At 46.0% G+C, this 17626-nt stretch carries 13 protein-coding genes and 2 pseudogenes; 11 read left to right on the forward strand and 4 right to left on the reverse strand.

Going from position 1 to position 17626, the window contains the following annotated elements:
* Nucleotides 1-53: 53 nt before the first annotated feature.
* The 3 genes from IPJ71_13890 to rfaE1 all read right to left on the reverse strand — a co-directional run bounded on the left by IPJ71_13890 (nt 54) and on the right by rfaE1 (nt 3170).
* Nucleotides 54-962: a bifunctional hydroxymethylpyrimidine kinase/phosphomethylpyrimidine kinase gene (locus IPJ71_13890; GenBank protein MBK7844757.1), complete on the reverse strand. Its 909-nt coding sequence runs from the start codon at nt 960-962 to the stop codon at nt 54-56.
* A gap of 47 nt (nt 963-1009) precedes the next feature.
* The gene (gene rlmN, locus IPJ71_13895; protein ID MBK7844758.1) at nt 1010-2092 is read right to left on the reverse strand and encodes a 23S rRNA (adenine(2503)-C(2))-methyltransferase RlmN; all 1083 of its coding nucleotides are present in this window, start codon (nt 2090-2092) and stop codon (nt 1010-1012) included.
* 85 nt (nt 2093-2177) lie between these two features.
* Nucleotides 2178-3170, reverse strand: coding sequence for a D-glycero-beta-D-manno-heptose-7-phosphate kinase (gene rfaE1 / locus IPJ71_13900; GenBank protein ID MBK7844759.1), 993 nt, complete (start codon nt 3168-3170; stop codon nt 2178-2180).
* 263 nt (nt 3171-3433) lie between these two features.
* On the opposite strand from rfaE1, the gene IPJ71_13905 reads away from it, so the two are divergent.
* From IPJ71_13905 to IPJ71_13930, 6 genes and pseudogenes are all read left to right on the forward strand, one after another.
* Nucleotides 3434-4690: a Glu/Leu/Phe/Val dehydrogenase gene (locus IPJ71_13905; protein ID MBK7844760.1), complete on the forward strand. Its 1257-nt coding sequence runs from the start codon at nt 3434-3436 to the stop codon at nt 4688-4690.
* A gap of 5 nt (nt 4691-4695) precedes the next feature.
* Nucleotides 4696-5712 (forward strand): quinone-dependent dihydroorotate dehydrogenase, encoded by a 1017-nt coding sequence (locus tag IPJ71_13910; protein MBK7844761.1) that lies wholly within the window; start codon nt 4696-4698, stop codon nt 5710-5712.
* 8 nt (nt 5713-5720) lie between these two features.
* Complete coding sequence (locus IPJ71_13915; GenBank protein ID MBK7844762.1) at nt 5721-6128, forward strand: (deoxy)nucleoside triphosphate pyrophosphohydrolase; 408 nt, start codon at nt 5721-5723, stop codon at nt 6126-6128.
* 15 nt (nt 6129-6143) lie between these two features.
* A complete protein-coding gene (locus IPJ71_13920; protein MBK7844763.1) occupies nt 6144-7262 on the forward strand; it encodes a hypothetical protein in 1119 nt (372 codons plus the stop codon).
* 102 nt (nt 7263-7364) lie between these two features.
* Nucleotides 7365-8697 (forward strand): annotated as a pseudogene (locus tag IPJ71_13925) (glycosyltransferase family 4 protein).
* Between the two features lie 232 nt (nt 8698-8929).
* Nucleotides 8930-9211, forward strand: coding sequence for an integration host factor subunit beta (locus IPJ71_13930; protein ID MBK7844764.1), 282 nt, complete (start codon nt 8930-8932; stop codon nt 9209-9211).
* A 17-nt stretch (nt 9212-9228) separates the two neighbouring features.
* Here the strand turns inward: IPJ71_13930 and genX are convergent, their stop codons facing one another.
* A complete protein-coding gene (genX, locus tag IPJ71_13935; GenBank protein MBK7844765.1) occupies nt 9229-10572 on the reverse strand; it encodes an EF-P lysine aminoacylase GenX in 1344 nt (447 codons plus the stop codon).
* A gap of 142 nt (nt 10573-10714) precedes the next feature.
* On the opposite strand from genX, the gene IPJ71_13940 reads away from it, so the two are divergent.
* From IPJ71_13940 to IPJ71_13960, 5 genes and pseudogenes are all read left to right on the forward strand, one after another.
* Nucleotides 10715-11158, forward strand: a complete 444-nt coding sequence (locus IPJ71_13940) for a hypothetical protein (GenBank protein ID MBK7844766.1) — start codon at nt 10715-10717, stop codon at nt 11156-11158.
* A gap of 72 nt (nt 11159-11230) precedes the next feature.
* Nucleotides 11231-11752 (forward strand): Crp/Fnr family transcriptional regulator, encoded by a 522-nt coding sequence (locus IPJ71_13945; protein MBK7844767.1) that lies wholly within the window; start codon nt 11231-11233, stop codon nt 11750-11752.
* 49 nt (nt 11753-11801) lie between these two features.
* Nucleotides 11802-14678, forward strand: a pseudogene (gene gcvP, locus IPJ71_13950) (aminomethyl-transferring glycine dehydrogenase).
* Nucleotides 14679-14691: 13 nt separating this feature from the next.
* The gene (locus IPJ71_13955; protein MBK7844768.1) at nt 14692-16122 is read left to right on the forward strand and encodes a twitch domain-containing radical SAM protein; all 1431 of its coding nucleotides are present in this window, start codon (nt 14692-14694) and stop codon (nt 16120-16122) included.
* The gene (locus IPJ71_13960; protein MBK7844769.1) at nt 16119-17522 is read left to right on the forward strand and encodes a twitch domain-containing radical SAM protein; all 1404 of its coding nucleotides are present in this window, start codon (nt 16119-16121) and stop codon (nt 17520-17522) included. Before IPJ71_13955 ends, IPJ71_13960 begins: the two co-directional genes overlap by 4 nt.
* The last annotated feature ends 104 nt before the right edge of the window (nt 17523-17626 follow it).

Genomic DNA, 17626 nt, shown 5'->3' on the forward strand with positions numbered 1-17626 from the left:
CCTCGTCTCTTGCTGTTCTTTACAGGCCGAACGGCGGGATTTCTGATCTCATTCTAATGATGAGAAACCACGGTCCGGTATTCGGCCAATCGTTTCTCGATCATAGGCCAGTCGAGGTGACGAATGGCATTCAATCCAAAACCTTGAACCGTATGGCTCGCCATCACACAGCCGTGCATACAGGCTTGTTTCAAATGACTTAAATTCCACCCCGATCCAATCCTCGCCAAATAGCCAAAAAATCCTCCAGCAAAAGTATCGCCAGCACCTGTCGGATCAACCACATGTGAAATGGGAAAAGAAGGCAGAATAAAGAATTGCTCCTCAGCGTAAAGAACAAATCCATATTCACCTCGCTTGATCACCACTCCACGGGGGCCCATGCCCACGATTTCCCTGGCTGCTTGAATGGTGTTTCTTTGACCTGTCAACTGCTGAGCCTCTCCCTCATTTACTAACAACAAATCCACGCGACGCAAGACGTCAGCCAATTGTGAACGTCTCGAAGTGATCCAAAAATTCATCGTGTCAGATCCCACAAACTTCGGATCTTCGACCTGATCAAGAACTCGCAACTGAAGCTCAGGGTTAATATTAGCTAAAAATACGAATTTAGATTTGCGATAGGATTTTGGTAGTTCCGGATCAAAATCCTCAAAAACATTAAGCTGAGTTTCTAAAGTGATCGCATCATTCATATCGCGCTCATATTTACCTTCCCAATGAAAGGTTTTGCCAGACACCTGCTTCAAACCCTCAAGATTAATTGAGCGCCCAGATAACAAATCGAAATCCTCCTTGCGATAGTCGCTCCCCACAACGCCAACCACATTCACCTTCGCATACAGCGAGGCCGCCACAGAAAAATAATTGGCACTTCCGCCAAGAGTACACTCCACTCTGTCTTCAGGAGTCGAAATGGTATCATAGGCCATGCTACCAACTACCAAAATCTCTGACATAATTATCCCCTTCCCCTCTATTTTCCCTCTCGGTTGGTCAATCAAATTCAATTTATCACGAGTTGAGGCTGTTCCTTATTGGCCGTCGTCAACTGACCGCAAGCCGCATAAATATCCCGCCCCATTGTTCGGCGGCGTAATACATGGACGCCTCTGCGCATCAGCTCTTCCTGAAAAGCGACAACCCTACTGTCACTCGGTCGCTCAAATCCCGAATTTGGATGTTCATTAAACGGAATAATGTTGATCTTGCAAGGAACATCCTTGGTTAATTCATATAGCCGCCGTGCGTCCTCTAAGGAATCCGTAACACCCTTAAGAAGCACGTATTCTAAAGTCACCTTGTCTTTTGAGATTCGGGCATGCTCGCGACAAGCTTCCAGCAAAGCGCGCAAAGGCCACTTTTTATTGATCGGCATGATTTGATCTCGTATTTGATCGCTCGCCGCATTTAAACTGACGGCTAACCGCGCCCCACTTGCTGTAACCAAAGGTATTTGTGGAATCAATCCCGATGTTGAAACCGTCACTTTCCGAAGCGACAAATTATAACCCCAGGGATTATGCCAAATATCGATGGCATCAAAGACGGCCTGCGGATTATCAAGTGGCTCCCCCATGCCCATGAATACGACATTCGTTATTCGTCGCGATTCTTCGTACAAGCGATACTGAATCTGAACGAACTGCCCCACGACCTCCCATGTTTCCAGACGACGAATCAGCTTTTGCTTGCCAGTGAAACAAAACCGACAAGCCATATTGCAACCCACCTCAGTCGAAACACATAATGTCAGCCTGCCTTTTGAGGGAATTAGAACCGCCTCGACGGAACGACCTTCACCCATGTCAAAAAGAAATTTTTGGGTTCCATCCCCACTCACCCATTCTTTGATGACTGGAGGAAGAGAAAAATCAAATATTTCAGGTATTTGAGATCTCAGTTTCTTGGAAATATTGGTCATTAAGTCAACTTCCAAGACCCTGAGACCATAGACCCAACGAAACAATTGTTGGGCTCGAAACCTCTCCTTGCCCTGGCCAATGAGCAGTTCCTCCAGTTGAGACTGAGTCAGTCCATAGAACTTCACCCTGCTACCAATCGGATCCGATATCGCCGAATTTTCCATAACTCCCTCTTAATCACAGCATAACACAATGCACTAGCACCGGCTTTTAGCACAAAACCAGATAAAAAACACGAAGGCAGAATTTTTAAGAAAGTTGATTTATGTACTCGACAAGCTCATCTGTGCGGCAAGGCACACAGCCGACCTTACCTACGACGACTCCGGCGGCGTAATTGCCAAGTACGCAGGCTTCCGGCAAGCTAAACCCCGAAACCCAGGCCAGCCCCAAGGCTGCAATGACCGTGTCCCCCGCACCCGTCACATCAAAAACCTGGCGAGCAAAGGTAGGAAACTGATGGACTCTGCCTTCTGTAAACAAGCTCATTCCCTGCTTGCCCTGCGTGATAACCAAATGCTCAAGTCCCAACTTTTTAACGAGGGTTTCTCCAACCTTGAAAAGTAGGTCAGGACCGTCTTGAAGGTCATCGACTTGACAACCCGATAAGCCATAGGCTTCGTCACGATTGGGAGTCATTAAAGTGGCGCCCCGGTAAAAGTTCGATGGAGTTTGTCGATTTGGATCTACCATCAAGGGCTTTCCGGCCCCTCGGCAAATCTTAACTAATTCCTGTGCGCATCTTTCGCTGACAACACCTTTGGCGTAGTCCTCAAGAACAACCCCATCTGCCTGGCCGAGAAGATCTCCGACGATCGACAGCAATTGGTTCTCCCTTTCCAAGTCCAAATATCGACGGTGCTCGTAATCGACCCGCACCAGATGGTGATGACCAGACATCACTCGCAATTTCCGTGTGGTTGGTCGATGAGGATCTACAACCAGATAATCCGTTGAAACGCCAGCTGAAGTAAGAAGACTTTTTAAGTCCTCACAGGCTTGATCCCTTCCAACAACCCCTACCAACAAGGAAACTCCACCTAAACTTGCAATATTTTGAGCCACGTTGGTTGCCAAACCAAGCCGTTGATCCTCTGACGCTCCTTCTAACACTGGAACAGGTGCCTCAGGACTGATTCTACGGACCTCTCCGTGAACATATTGATCCAGCCCCAAGTCACCAACCACAATCAACTTCTTCCCTCGCAAAGCGGGCAGATTTCTGAGAATCGTCTCCCTCATTCCATCAAAACTATTCTCACTGACTGTTGTATCGGCTGCTTTCATAGAGCTTCCAGTGATACCATAATCCATTGGTCAGTCATCCATCGCGGAGAGAAAAGTCTTTATGCGTTATGGATCGGGTTTTGCCGTTCACATTCTCAAACCTCCTCAAGGGATGAACAAATTTTGGTTGTCTCTGGATTGGAGCCGAGGCAAATTCGAGGGGTGTTGGGAAATGACGAAATTTTAGAACTCGATCTCCTAAAGGGGGGGCAAAAACAATGGAAGGTTTGACGGACGGATCGCTTTATCGCAACGTTCTCGAAATCCTTGAGAATGCTGGCAAGCTCATAAAGGTCAATCAGAACGTTCACGAAAGATTGCGAGCTCCTCGACGTGCTATCGTTATCGGAATACCAGTTACGATGGATGATCGCCGGATCCAAATTTTCTCGGGCTACCGAGTGCAACACAATCAAACTCTCGGACCGTTCAAAGGGGGGCTGCGCTACCATCCCTCTGTAACTTTGAGTGAGGTTGCAGGCTTGGCAGCCCTGATGACATTTAAGAATTCACTTCTTGGATTGCCCCTTGGAGGAGCGAAAGGCGGCGTGCAGTGCGACCCCAATTCGCTCAGCAAATCAGAGCTCGAAAATCTGACCCGGCGTTTCACTTCCGAATTGGGCCCATTTATTGGGCCAGACAAAGACATCCCTGCTCCGGACGTGGGAACAGACTCTCAAACGATGGCTTGGATTTTGGATACTTACTCTAGCGAAGCTGGATTTTGTCATACGGGGGTAGTTACCGGAAAGCCGATTGAAATCGGCGGGTCTCTCGGCCGAGAATCTGCAACTGGTTTAGGGGTTGTTTATATTGCACAGAAAGCGCTCCACACCAAAAATCGCAAAATTAATCAAGCGACGTTTGCTATTCAAGGATTCGGGAAAGTCGGAATGCACGCGGCTATTGAAGCAGCGGCTCTCGGCGCCAACATCGTCGCTTTAAGTGACGTTTCGGGGGCTGTTTACAACCCAAAGGGATTTGATGTCGCAGATGTTGTTCGCTATGTGAAAGAACACCATTTTCTTAAAGGCTACCCCAATGCAGAACACATCTCAAATGAAGATCTTCTCGGACTTGAGGTGGATGTCCTGGCCCCCTGCGCCCTTGACGGAGTCATCACTCTTGAAAATGCGGAAAGCATTCGGGCAAAGATAATCATTGAGGGTGCAAATGGTCCTGTCACAACGGGTGCCTCTCGTATTCTTCACCAGAAGGGAATCATGGTCGTCCCAGATATCTTGGCCAATGGCGGAGGAGTCGTTGTCAGCTACTTTGAATGGGTCCAAGACATTGTTTGGCTCTTCTGGTCAGAAGACGAAGTGCGCAGCAAGCTCAAAACAATCATGGATAGGGCCTTTGATCGAGTTTATGAATTCTCCACTCAATACAATACAGAAATGCGGATTTCCGCCATGGCCGTTTCACTTAAACGACTAGAAAAAGCGATGCTGCTTCGGGGGCAGGCTTGGTAGCAAACTTGAAACCTTGGTTGTGGATGCCTCCCCAACTAGCACATCGCATAAGTCCCTATTTTTTGCGGTTCTACGCTCGCATAAGACCTTTGCAAACTCTGACCTGGGCACCCTTCACATGGCGCGGACTGGATTTTTCAAACCCCCTTGGAATAGCAGGAGGTGTGGATAAAAATGCAGAATGCATTGATGGATGGTGGTCCTTGGGTCCTGGTTTTTTGGAGGTGGGCACAGTAACTCCGCTTTCACAGTCAGGCCACTCTGGAGTCGTGATTCGGAGAAACCTAAAGGCCAAGGCCGTCTGGAACCGCCTTGGCTTTCCCAGCAAAGGCCTGGATTCTGTTGTCGCGCAAATCAAGGATCTCTATCAACCACATTTCACGCCTATTTTTGTCAATATTGGAAAAAATAAGGAGACCCCTTTCGAGAAGGCCCATGACGACTATATCAAATGCATCGAGAAAGTTGGTCAATCAGCAGACGTTTTTGTCATCAATATAAGCAGCCCAAATACAGAGGGCTTGCGAGACCTTCTAAAACCGGAAAATTTGCGGGCTTTTTTGAAACCTATCGTAACTGCTAACACTGAAATTACCGGATTGAAAAAAGTTGATCGAGCAACCCCGCTGCTTCTGAAAATAAGCCCTGATATCTCGATGGATGAGCTGAGAAAAATTATTGAAATTTCTCTCGAGCTTGATATTGGCGGTTGGGTGCTGACAAATAGCAGTTTAGGAATGAGGGAAGGCCTGGATTTTTCAACCGAAGGTGGTATTTCTGGCCAGCCTTTGGCCCGAAAATCCAAAGAGATGTTGGCTGCAACACTTCAAATTCTTGGCGAACGCCGCACTGGCAAGCTGATCGTCTCATCTGGGGGTGTCCTTTCAGCAGAGGATGCCTTTGAGCGCCTTAAAATGGGAGCTGACCTTGTGCAAGTTTATTCGGCATTGGTCTTTGAAGGTCCTCTGTTTTTTCGGAAGGTTGCCTACCGTGCTTCACTCAATCCCGATATCAAGAGTTAGGAAGCTGAATGAAAAAGCGCAGACCTACTTGGATTCCAGTGGTTGCTGGCCTTATCCGCAAGAACAATCAATTTCTCGTTGGCCTCCGACCAGCTGGAGGAGGTATGTCCACGGTCTGGGAGTTCCCTGGTGGCAAAATTGAACCGGGCGAGGATCCTGCCAAAGCACTCTGTCGTGAGCTGATGGAAGAACTTGGAATTGAAGCCCAAATTGGCGAGCTGCAATTTGTAACTTCGCATCAGTATGGAGATACAAATATTCTTTTGATCTTTTTTGATGTCTTGTACTGGAAGGGCGAGCCTAAGCCCATACACCATGAGACTCTCAAATGGGTGACCTTGAGTGATTTGGCCAAGCTGGAACTGCCTGAAGCAAATCGCACAATCTTGCCGAGAATACGTGAAGTTCTGCCCTAACACCGGAGGCACCAAGTGGCCCGTGTTGTCTTGATCGCTCCGTCTCTTCCGCCATCCCCTGAACCAGAAGCTCTGTTGGCCTGGAGACTGGCGAATTCACTGGCAGAATGCCAGCATGAAATTAAACTTCTGACGGGCAAGCACCCCTACCAATTATTTCCGCAATTCCACCCCCGAGTTGAGCTCCTTCAAATCTTCCAGCGCTGGTCCGTTTTTGAAATTCCAAAAATTCTCCAGATTTTGCATCAATGGAGACCAGAGGTTTTGCATATTCTTCCTCCCCCTCAATTGAGTCCCGTTTGGATGAGTCTCCCCTTTACAGCTGGTCTGATGAATCCCAACAAACCGGCTAAAGTCGTCCTCTCTTTTTGGAGACTGCCTTCCTCTGTTTCCAAAATCCCTTTGCATTGTGCAGATGCAATCACTGTAGCAAATGATACCCAGAAACACATTTTGTCCTCTCGACCAGGCCATTTGCCCCACATTGAGACTCTCGAGCTCATTGATAGTCGAGTCCCGTTTGAATCAAAATCGGATATTCTGCCAGATGAGAAGTTCTGTCCCTTCCTATTCATTCCAGGCAATCCCCAAGATCATCATGATTTTGAACAGACCCTTTCTATGGCTTTGGCCACTCTGAAAGAGCATTCTAACTGGCATATCATTTCTGCAGGATCGCTCTCCCATTTTGGCTACAAACGGGAGCAAGAATGGCAACTCAAAATAAGGAGGGAAAACCTCACAGGCAAATGGTACTTTGCAGGAGATTTGGATTTAACCTCAACGGATCAATTTGCAAAGTTAGCAAACGTGGTTTTGGGCTCCCATTTAAAAATTGAAACGGCTGTCCTACCCATTGTAACCCACGCCTGTCGAACCAGCGGCATACCCCTCATATTGAATCATCTCCAAGCTCAGGCAGATCCCTTTCCCTGGGCTCACGGCGACAATGTATTGCTTTCTGGCCGCGACGGGCAGGAACAGATTCATCTCATCGGACAAATCCTCAAAGACTCGCAACTCCGCCATAAGTTCAGTGTTCGACTCCTTGGGCTTAGTGATCACAATCTTACGGATCACTTCTCTAACATTATGAGCCGAGTCTACTCGACGACAGCTCAAAATTTTTTTTAATTGCCGATCTTTTTCAAATCATGGAATAAAAAATCTATGGATCGCCTAGCAATTGAAAATGTGGCATACTCGCGGTGATGGAATAAACAGATCGAGAAATGAATGGCAAAGCTCCCCATGCCCGAAAAACTGAATATCTGCATGATCTGCCAGAGGTTCCCTATCTTAGGACGGGCCTCTGATCATGGATTCTTGTGGCCAATTGCCCGACGCTTGGCCCTCGATGGACACCAAGTGACTGTGTTGTCTTGGAAAAATCCTCAGGGAAAGAAAGAAATTCTTCAAGAAAACGTCATGGCATTTTTTCTGGGCGAATCTGGGTATCGCACAATTGATCAGTTTCCTGAGCTTGTAAAAAACAAGTTTTTGGCTCTCCATGGCGCAAACCCGTTTCATATTGTCCACAGCATTGATCGTGGTGGCTATCTTATCGGAAAAAGAAGTCGGCTTCTTAAGGTCGCCATGGCCTATGATGTCGAGGCCACAGGAATGAGCGAAATATTTTCATTGCTGGGAATGGCTCGAGAAACCTTAGGTGGCCTTTTGCGAACAGCCGTTTTGGTGGGTTCAAAGTTTATCATTTCCTATTACGGTCGAGATCGCCAGCTATTGAAAACAGCTCATTCTGTGTTCGTCACGAGTCCACAACAGAAAATTGCTCTTGAAAGGTACTATCTCTACCCGGAGCTAAAAACCCACAGTGTGCCCTACGGAATTGAAATCACCGATCTTTCTCCGAGAGAAAAATCAGAGGAGTTGGGGGAAAAAGCTCGGGCTCCCCGCAAATGCACAAACCATCGTGACCATAACAGACATGACGGAATTGGGAGAAGTAATTAACTTGCTGAGAGCGTTTGAGAAAGTAGCGGTAAAAAAACCAGCCTCTCGAATGATCGTACTAGGGCATGGACCCTTAAAAAAAGAAATCGAATTTGAGATGCTCAATCTGGCCCTCGGGAATAGGGTCATTTTTACCGGAGCAATTCCCAACACTGCCCTGCCCGACTACATTGCTCTTGCGGATGTCTTCGTCAATCTCAGCTCGCGAACCTCTGGATTTGAACCAAGCCTCCTCGAAGCGATGGCCCAGAAAAAAGTGATTATCGGTTCTGAAGTGAGCCCAATTTCTACCATTGTGGAAGACGGACGTGATGGTTTTTTGGTCAGACCCGCTGACGTGAATTCACTTAGCACTCTGCTGATCCAAATTTTTTCTGATCAGCTTCCCACGCGCGAAATTGGCGAAAACGCCCGCAATAAAACTCTCAATCTTTTTGATATGGGAAAAATGGTGAACCAAACGGTCGAGGCCTATCGGCAAACGCTCTGGTCAACTGGCTGGTATGAAAAGAAGAAGACTAAGAAGGCACTTCGCGATTCCTCCTCTCCCGACACGACGGTATCCAAGCCTCCTCTTGATCAGTCGCTTTCTTAAGATCAAATCAAGATCTCGTGTTAATGCATTACGACATTCTGTTTTGTCAAAATAATGCGAAGCATTGCAATCCTTTGATTTTTCTTTTTCAAAAGAAATCGCATCAGATTGATAAAATGATCTTTTCAATGCGATTCCAAGGAGATACCATAGCCAAGTAGTTTCGATAAGTTAGGGAACTGGGCGGGTTTGAACATGGCTAAAAAACCTTGCTGCCACCTCAGGGGATAACATGACGAAAGCGGATCTCATTAACCACATCTCAGAACGCGCCGGAATAACAAGAGTGAAGGCTGAAACTGTTGTGAATGCCATCTTTGATTCGATGGTTGAGGCCTTGATGCGCAATGATCGCATTGAAATCCGAGGTTTTGGTTCCTTTGTAAACCGTCTTTATGGTGCCTACAAGGGGCGCAACCCGCGAACGGGTGAAGTTATTAATGTCGGGGAAAAAAAACTACCTTTTTTTAAGGTTGGAAAAGAGCTGAAGGAAGATATCAACGGCGCCGATTAGCACCTGAGATGACCCAATCAAATATCAAACCTAAAACTTCTCATGTCTCGTAGGTCACTGACTCCCCAGGCCGCCATATATAAGCGCTCAAGACCCAAAGCAATTCCACCAGATGGCGGCATTCCACTCTCGAGAGCCTCCATAAACTTCTGATCAATAGGCAAGGGATTCTTACCCATCAACACTCGCTCTCGATTGTCAGAATCATTTCGATATCGCTGCTCTGCTGGATCATTGAGTTCATGAAAGGCATTCGCTATTTCAAGGCCATTCCAATAGAATTCAAGCCGATCGGCCCATCCGTCTTTCGTCATTCGCGCCAGGGCCGCCTGGCTCGGCGGAAATTTTTCGAGAAAAACCAGGCCCATCTGTTTCAAGTGAGGTTCAATTTTCTCAATAAAGACGAGATGAAACAAATCATTCCAAGTCTCAACTGATCCAATGTAAATTTCCAATTTTCGGCAAAGTTGATAAAGGTCCTCTTTTGTCGTTGTCACCCGCAGCTCAAAACTCAACACTTCCTGAAATAGTTCCGCCATAGTGACCTCCCTTGGTTGAGAGATAGGAGTCGGAATCAGTGCCCTCTGCGCCAAAAAACTAAGAAGGCCCATCAAATCAAGCTTGATTGAATCAAGATTTGCGTAAGCTCGATACCACTCAAGCATCCAAAACTCAGGCTGGTGACAATGACTGAATTCTCCGTCGCGAAAACATTTTTTGATCTCAAATAGATGAGTTGCACCCAAGGCCAAAAGCCTCTTTAGGTTGAGTTCAGGCGACGTCGGCAAGTAAACTAGCCTCTCCCCGCCTTCGTAGTGAAGAGAAACTGGAAAAGGATCAAGAGTCGGTTCCATCCCGGGACAAGTTACCAAATAAGGAGTGTCTGCTTCCCAAAAACCATTCTCTAAAAAATAATTTCGAACTCCTCGAATCAACTCCTCCCAGCGCCGAAACGAAATCCACCTCTCCGGAGGCTCATAGATCATGCTGTGACAAGGCGCTAAAAGTGTAAACTGAACTCCAGAATGGAACCAAACGGTCTTGCCGACTCTCTTTTCAACAGCTCCAAACTCAATAACTAGAACGTCACCCTGAGAAAGAACTAAAAATGGATCGCCCGCTTCGGGAGAATGACTCCAAACCGCTGGACCTGAAACAAGAATTTTCAGCTGCTGATCGCCTTGGTAGATTAAGATCGAGCGCTCTTCTGGCGAAATTTCCAAAACCTTTCCAGCTAAGCGACGTGAAATAGCCAAAGCCGATGGATTGAAGGAGAAGAACTGAGAAACCGTCATGAATGGCCCCTGGATTTCAGGATAAGGTAGCCAAACTGATTTCAGATAGTGTTCTCGATGGGACATGAAAAACTCCATGGTGTACACCGACGTAAGTTAAAAGGAATTACAAAGCAAGGTGATAGACCCGCTAACCTTGACAATCACGAATTTTTTTCCCATTTTAGTGACACCAAGAATTCTTAACCTCCAATAAGGGAGATTACTTATGCAATTCGATCTGAACATCAAGAAGGTAAAAGAGGAGATTCAAAAACTCGGCGACCTCCAATACGTAAAGGGAGAGATTCGCCGCCTTACCGATGAAATCCGTCAGTTCGATATCCATGAGAAGCTGAGCCCTTCGGCTCGAAAAAAACTGAAAAAGCTTGAAACCCGATATGAAACATGGGTTCGCTCTCTCTCAAAAGCCCAGAAACAGCTAGATAGGGAATTCAGTAAGGCTTTGAGAAATATTAAGAAAACCCATTTGGACGTTCAAAAAGGATTCGGCTCTGTGCGTCAGACGATGAGAAAGCAAAAGACTAAGATTGCCAAGTCTTCGGGCGAACTGAAAACAAAACTGGGAACAAAGAGAATTGCGGCAAAGAAGAAACTTACTTCTCAGAAAAAACGAATCCAGTCTAAATCTGCTTCGCCCAAGAAAATATAGTTCGAGGTTCACCTTACTGTCCCCTGGTTTGCAATCTAGATTCAAAAACTAGAGGAAGGTCGTCTGTTGTATGTGCGCAGAAAAGTGGAGCTGTCTGTGAACGATAAAATGAGTAGCAAAAGTGGACTTGAAAAAATCACCTTCAAGGTCGGAGACCTGCTCTTCAGGGAAGGAGACCTGTCACGACATTTTTATATCATTCAAGAGGGCAATGTAGAGATTTTCCAGAAGGGACTTCATGGCGAGAAGATTCCTCTTTCTGTTGTAGGGGCAGGCCAATCTCTCGGTGAATTTGCGATGATTGACGATTCTCCTCGCTCGGCAACCGCGCGCTGTCTCACTCCCGTCGAGGCGATATTAGTAAATGAAGAGGCCTATAGATACATGATCGATAAATTGCCCGATTGGGTTGTTTCAATGATGCAGGGTTTGGTTTCCCGCATTAGAGAAACCAATGAGATTCTAAAACGCCATGGCATTGTCGATCAAACTGTCACTCAGAAAATTGCCTCGACTGAGTTTGAAGGCGATGTTACAACCGCTATCAACATTGATCTGAATGACTTGGATGATCAAGACCATAAAGACGAGTAGCCGCTCGTTTTTATAGAATCAATCGAATTCATATAGGAGGTCCACTTCGATGGAAGGTCGCTCTCAACCCAGACTTCAAGGTGAAACCTTTTCTCATAGGCACATCGGTCCAAATGAAATTGACCAACAAAAAATGTTAGAGACTCTTAATCTTAAAAATGGAAATGACCTGCTTGATAGGACGCTCCCTCAAGATATCCTTTATGAAGGCAAACTCGATCTGCCCTCTCATGGGCTCGCTGAATCAGAGTTTTTATCGATAGCCAGGTCCGTAGCAAATAAAAATCAAATCTATAAAAGTTACCTCGGACAGGGCTACTATGACACCCACACGCCAGGAATTGTTCTTCGCACCATTCTGGAAAATCCAAGTTGGTATACGGCCTACACTCCCTACCAGGCCGAAATTTCACAGGGTCGTATGGAAGCCCTTCTTAATTTCCAGACCATGGTTGCTGACTTGACAGGTCTTCCGATTGCCAATTCTTCCCTTCTGGATGAAGGAACTGCTGCGGCCGAGGCCATGACGATGAGTCACTCGGTCAATAAGAAAATCTCTTCAAACCTATTTGTTGTTGATGAGGATATTTTCCCACAAACTCTCGAAGTCTTGCAAACATGAGCTGAACCTTTGGGCATTGAAATCAAAAGTGTGAATTTAAAGGCTTGGAATTTCTCTGCGCCTGCGTTTGCCATTTATGTCCAGTATCCTTCCTTCTCAGGAGAGATTTGTGATCTCACTGAAATTTGCGAGAGAGCTCATCGTCATAATTCCTTGGTTATTGCTGGCAGCGATTTGTTGGCATTAACTCTCCTGAAGCCACCTGGAGAAATGGGTGTCGATATTGCCGTCGGGTCAAGTCAGAGATTTGGAGTACCCATGAGTTTTGGGGGCCCTCATGCGGCCTTCATTTCCACTCGCCAAGAATATATCAGATCAATTCCTGGTCGCCTTATTGGGGTTAGCAAAGATATCGATGGCAAGCCAGCTCTTCGTCTCACCTTGCAAACACGCGAACAACATATTCGACGAGAAAAGGCGACAAGTAATATTTGTACGGCACAGGTTCTTCTTGCGGTAATGGCCTCAATGTACGCTGTCTATCATGGTCCGGATGGGTTGAAAAGAATTGCCTCTGACGTCCACATTTTAGCAAAAGCCACAGCAAATCTACTAAAAAAACTCGGATTCAAAATTGTCAATGAGCACTTTTTTGATACATTGCGAGTGGAACTTTCAGCAGATCAAAAAAAATCCGTCCTCTCTTTGGCCAAAGACAAGAAAATTAATTTAGCTGATGTGGGAGATCACACTCTCGGGATATCGTTTGATGAAACAAAAACGGCTCGGGACGTTGAAGAGCTCATCAGTTTATTCACTGCCAGTTCCACAAATGAGATTTCTGAGGTTTTAAATCGAACGGAATGCAAGTTTGGGCTTCTCTCCAGAAAAAGTTCATTTTTGACTCACCCAACGTTTAATTCCTACCATTCCGAAACAGAAATGCTTCGCTATATCCGTCGTCTCGAATGCAAAGATTTAACGCTTGCGAATGCGATGATTCCGCTTGGCTCATGTACCATGAAGCTCAACGCTGTGAGCGAGATGATTCCTATCACCTGGCCTGAATTCGCGAAAATTCACCCCTTTGCTCCCTTAGACCAGACTCAAGGTTACCAACAATTGATCTCTGAACTTGAGAAATGGTTGTGTCAGCTAACGGGATTTGCTGGTATTTCCTTTCAACCTAATGCCGGTTCACAAGGGGAATATGCAGGCCTTTTAGCCATTCGGAAATTTCACCAGTCCCGTCATCAGGGTCATCGAAATATCTGTCTCATCCCCCGATCGGCCCACGGAACAAATCCAGCGAGTGCCGCCATGGCGGGCATGGAAGTCGTTGTTGTCGGTTGCGATACGAGCGGAAACATCGACGTTGATGATCTGCAAATCAAGGCGCATTCTCATAGAGATAAGCTTGCCGCACTCATGGTGACTTACCCGTCGACACACGGAGTTTTCGAAGAGGAAATCATTAAAATCTGTCGAATTGTTCATGAATTTGGTGGACAAGTTTACATGGATGGCGCCAATTTCAATGCCATGGTTGGCCTCGCGCGACCTCGCGAAATTGGCGCTGACGTTTGCCATCTCAACCTCCACAAAACCTTTAGCATTCCACATGGAGGAGGGGGACCTGGGGTTGGTCCCATCGGAGTTGCAGAACACCTGATGCCTTTTCTTCCGACTCATCGGCAACAAACTTATTGCGGACCTAAAACTGGAGTTTCAGCCGTCTCTTCAGCGCCGTGGGGAAGTGCTGGAATCTTACCCATTTCCTGGGCCTATGTTCATATGATGGGCTTGGATGGCTTGAAGAAAGCGACGGAGGTGGCCATACTCTCAGCAAATTATATCGCAAAACGTTTAAGTGCACACTACCCAGTAGTTTACCGCGGGAAGCAAGGCTTTGTAGCCCACGAATGCATCTTAAATTGCAGTGAATTTCGTGCATCCTCAGGTATTCAAGTCGACGATATTGCGAAGCGATTGATGGACTACGGTTTTCACGCCCCCACAATGTCATGGCCCGTGCCAGGAACTCTGATGGTTGAGCCAACAGAGAGCGAATCACTGGCTGAGCTTGATCGTTTCTGCGATGCCATGATTCAGATTCGCGACGAGATCAAACAGATTGAAATGGGACAAGCAGACAAAGAGGATAACCCTCTTCGCAATGCCCCCCATTCCATCGAACACTTAACATCAGACGAGTGGAAACATCCTTACACGAGGGAGGAAGCGAGCTTTCCACTGGCGTGGGTGAAAGATCATAAGTTTTGGACTCCAGTCAGACGAATCGACAACGCTTACGGGGACAGAAATCTTGTCTGCAGTTGTCCCAGCCCTGACGAATATGTATGATGGCGCACCCTTTATGAACGAGCCCCATTCTCAACTTGAACAGCTAAAACTCTCCTCGTTCTGCGCCTATCCATTTGTTCAGATGTCGACGATTCCTGCCGGTTTTTTTCGGCCATGTTGCTATTATACAAAAATGTTGCAGGCGCCTACAGGACGAAATTTTTCTGTCGCAACTGACACGATAGAAAAAGTTTGGAACAGCGAAAGTCTTCGCATGATTCGAAAAAAAATGCTGAGCGGAGAAGCGCTTCATCAGTGTCGTCAGTGTTATCAGGAAGAAGCCTCTGGCTCCACAAGCATGCGCCAGCGAAGTCTACAGGATTGGGGAGACCATGAAGGCCTTGCGAAGGCGATCATAGAAGCAGAAAGCAATGACTATCAGCTCTCTTCCCTACCTTATTTTCTGGAACTCAAGCCGGGTAACCTCTGTAATTTAAAATGCAGAATGTGCAATCAGTTTGATAGCAGTTCCGTTGCAAATGAACTCAAAACTCTGGCAAACAAGTATAGCCATCTCATATCACTTAAGGATCCAAGGCTTTTCGATAAAGAAACCTTTGAAGTTGACTTTACCGTTGATCAAATGCCGAACTGGTCGGATATTCCAGAATTCTGGGCTGAAATTGCCAGTTTTATTCCGTATATCGAGACTCTTAGCTTCGCCGGAGGTGAGCCAACCCTCCTTCCTGAAGTTTTCTCTCTCCTTAAGGCTTGTGTTGACAGCGGACATTCGAAACGAATTCGAGTCTTTTTATCTTCAAATTTTACATATTTGAGCAATGATCTGATTGAAGTCTCCACCCAATTTAATCCCTTTGAATTCATAGCAAGTATTGATGGGACGGGTTCTGTTCAAGAGTACATTCGATTTCCTTCTAAATGGAGCGTAGTTGCAGAAAATTTTCTACTCGTGAAAGAGAGGGTAAAGGAAGGGAGAGTAAAACTCCTAGTGAACCTAACGCTACAAATGTATAACGTACTTTCTTTTACCGATGTTCTTGATTGGATTGAAACTCTCGCATTGGAACAGCCTCACTTCTATCAATATCCTTACTCAATAAACATTCTTTTTAAACCTAGATTTTTGAATATCGATATTCTTCCCCTTTCTCTGAGAGAAATTGCCATTGAGAGAATCAATGCCTATCTGAAACGTTCCCGTCTCATCAAAAATCTCGAAGGTTTAGGAGATCGCTTCGACCTCATACTCCATCAACTCAAGCAGCCGCTGCCGCTCGATTATGAAGAAAATCTGAAGAAGTTTTGGGCCTACACCCAGCTCCTTGATGACCACCGAAAGCAGAAGCTCAAGCATGTAGATCCAATTCTCTATGCTGGTGTCGCCACCGAGGCCGCTAGATTGGGTTTTGAGAACTGGAATTTTTCGAAATCTCAGCTCAAAAATGAGCCAATTCCCTCCTTGCTTGGCGAGCACAATCCATGAACGATCTCAATGCTAATGATCTCAAGGCTGCGGATCCCGATCAAAATCGACCCCTCGTACCCGATGGAATTTGTCCTTTGCCCTGGCTGCACTTTAGCGTAAACACGGACACGTCGATTCGAGTGTGTTGCAATACAGATCATGGTGGCCACATTCGCGATGATCAAAATGATCCCATTTACCTCTCGAAACTCAAATCGGTGGACCAGGCATTTAATAGCCCCTTTATGAAAAAATTTCGTTTGGCTATGGCAAACGGCGAGAGGCCAGATTTTTGTGGAAATTGTTATCGAGTTGAAGACAATGGAGGTGTCTCCCTACGCAATATCTACCTCAAGCAATATGAGGAAAGTTTTCATCGTCTTCTCGATGCGATGAGAGAAGATGGTACGGCAACAAATGAAATTTCGTTTTTGGACCTATCACTAAGCAACCACTGCAATTTGAAATGCCGCATGTGCGGACCAACCTCTTCCTACGCTCTTAATGATGACTTCGAAGCCCTTAAAATTCATTTCTCCAAAGAACATGCACAGAGAGCCCACCTTAACTGGCAGGATGACACCCATCTAACAGAGATTTTTTCAAAAATTTTGCCTGGCCTGAAAGAAGTACTCACCACAGGAGGAGAACCATTTCTCTCGAGATTGCATTTGAAACTTCTCGAATTGGCAGTTCAAAATGGATCGAGTCGCAACATTGTTCTCCGCTACCATTCAAACATCTCTGTTCTTCCACCTCGCCTTCTGGAATTGTGGTCGGAATTTAAGGCAATCGAAATTCATGTCAGCGTGGAAGGGCACGGGGATATCAACGATTATATCCGTTACCCTCTCAAGTGGAGTATCTTTCACAAGAACTTTGAAAGTCTGATTGAATTAAAGAAAAGGCTTCCTCTCTGGCTCGAAGTTCACACTTGTTTTCAGGCCTACAATATTTTACGTCTTCCTGAATTTCTCGATTTTCTCCTCGACTACCGTGAGTCTCTGCCTGCCATGCCTTATTTTATTTCGTTGGGAAATCCATCCTACCTTTCAGCCTCTGTTCTTCCCTCATCCCTTAAAGAATTAGCCATGGAAAAAATCTACCGCCACCTTGACAGACATGTTTCCAACTACGATGAACACTTTGGCCAATTCAATCGGGAAAAAATTGAAATCCTATTAAGTCATTTCAAATCTTTGAGCAACCCAACCAACTCTGAAATTCAACGCAAATTATCGTGGGCGAAATTTATGAACTACACCTCATCATTTGATCGCTTACGGAACCAATCTATTCTAAAGCTTCTTCCAGAAATGAAGCCCTTTTGGAATTCGGAAAACGAAGAAAGTGACCACAACGCGGCCATGGCTTATGACTCCAAGCTTCCGTTCTGCAATCCACAGAGCGGAAAGTAGTATCTATATGATGTGCAAGCCTTATTGGAGGCCCATCTGATAACTCGCTCGATTTTGGCTCTCATACTTTTAGCTAGTTCTCATACAGGATGGTCCGCAACTGA

This window comes from Bdellovibrionales bacterium, assembly GCA_016714165.1.
Taxonomy (GTDB): domain Bacteria; phylum Bdellovibrionota; class Bdellovibrionia; order Bdellovibrionales; family UBA1609; genus JADJVA01.

What these genes read in the sequence shown, in the direction of transcription:
- IPJ71_13890 (MBK7844757.1), bottom strand. Translation starts at nt 962, where the DNA reads ATGTCAGAGATTTTGGTAGTTGGTAGCATGGCCTATGATACCATTTCG.
- rlmN (MBK7844758.1), bottom strand. Translation starts at nt 2,092, where the DNA reads ATGGAAAATTCGGCGATATCGGATCCGATTGGTAGCAGGGTGAAGTTC.
- rfaE1 (MBK7844759.1), bottom strand. Translation starts at nt 3,170, where the DNA reads ATGAGGGAGACGATTCTCAGAAATCTGCCCGCTTTGCGAGGGAAGAAG.
- IPJ71_13905 (MBK7844760.1), top strand. Translation starts at nt 3,434, where the DNA reads ATGGAAGGTTTGACGGACGGATCGCTTTATCGCAACGTTCTCGAAATC.
- IPJ71_13915 (MBK7844762.1), top strand. Translation starts at nt 5,721, where the DNA reads ATGAAAAAGCGCAGACCTACTTGGATTCCAGTGGTTGCTGGCCTTATC.
- IPJ71_13930 (MBK7844764.1), top strand. Translation starts at nt 8,930, where the DNA reads ATGACGAAAGCGGATCTCATTAACCACATCTCAGAACGCGCCGGAATA.
- genX (MBK7844765.1), bottom strand. Translation starts at nt 10,572, where the DNA reads ATGTCCCATCGAGAACACTATCTGAAATCAGTTTGGCTACCTTATCCT.
- IPJ71_13940 (MBK7844766.1), top strand. Translation starts at nt 10,715, where the DNA reads ATGCAATTCGATCTGAACATCAAGAAGGTAAAAGAGGAGATTCAAAAA.
- IPJ71_13955 (MBK7844768.1), top strand. Translation starts at nt 14,692, where the DNA reads ATGAACGAGCCCCATTCTCAACTTGAACAGCTAAAACTCTCCTCGTTC.
- IPJ71_13960 (MBK7844769.1), top strand. Translation starts at nt 16,119, where the DNA reads ATGAACGATCTCAATGCTAATGATCTCAAGGCTGCGGATCCCGATCAA.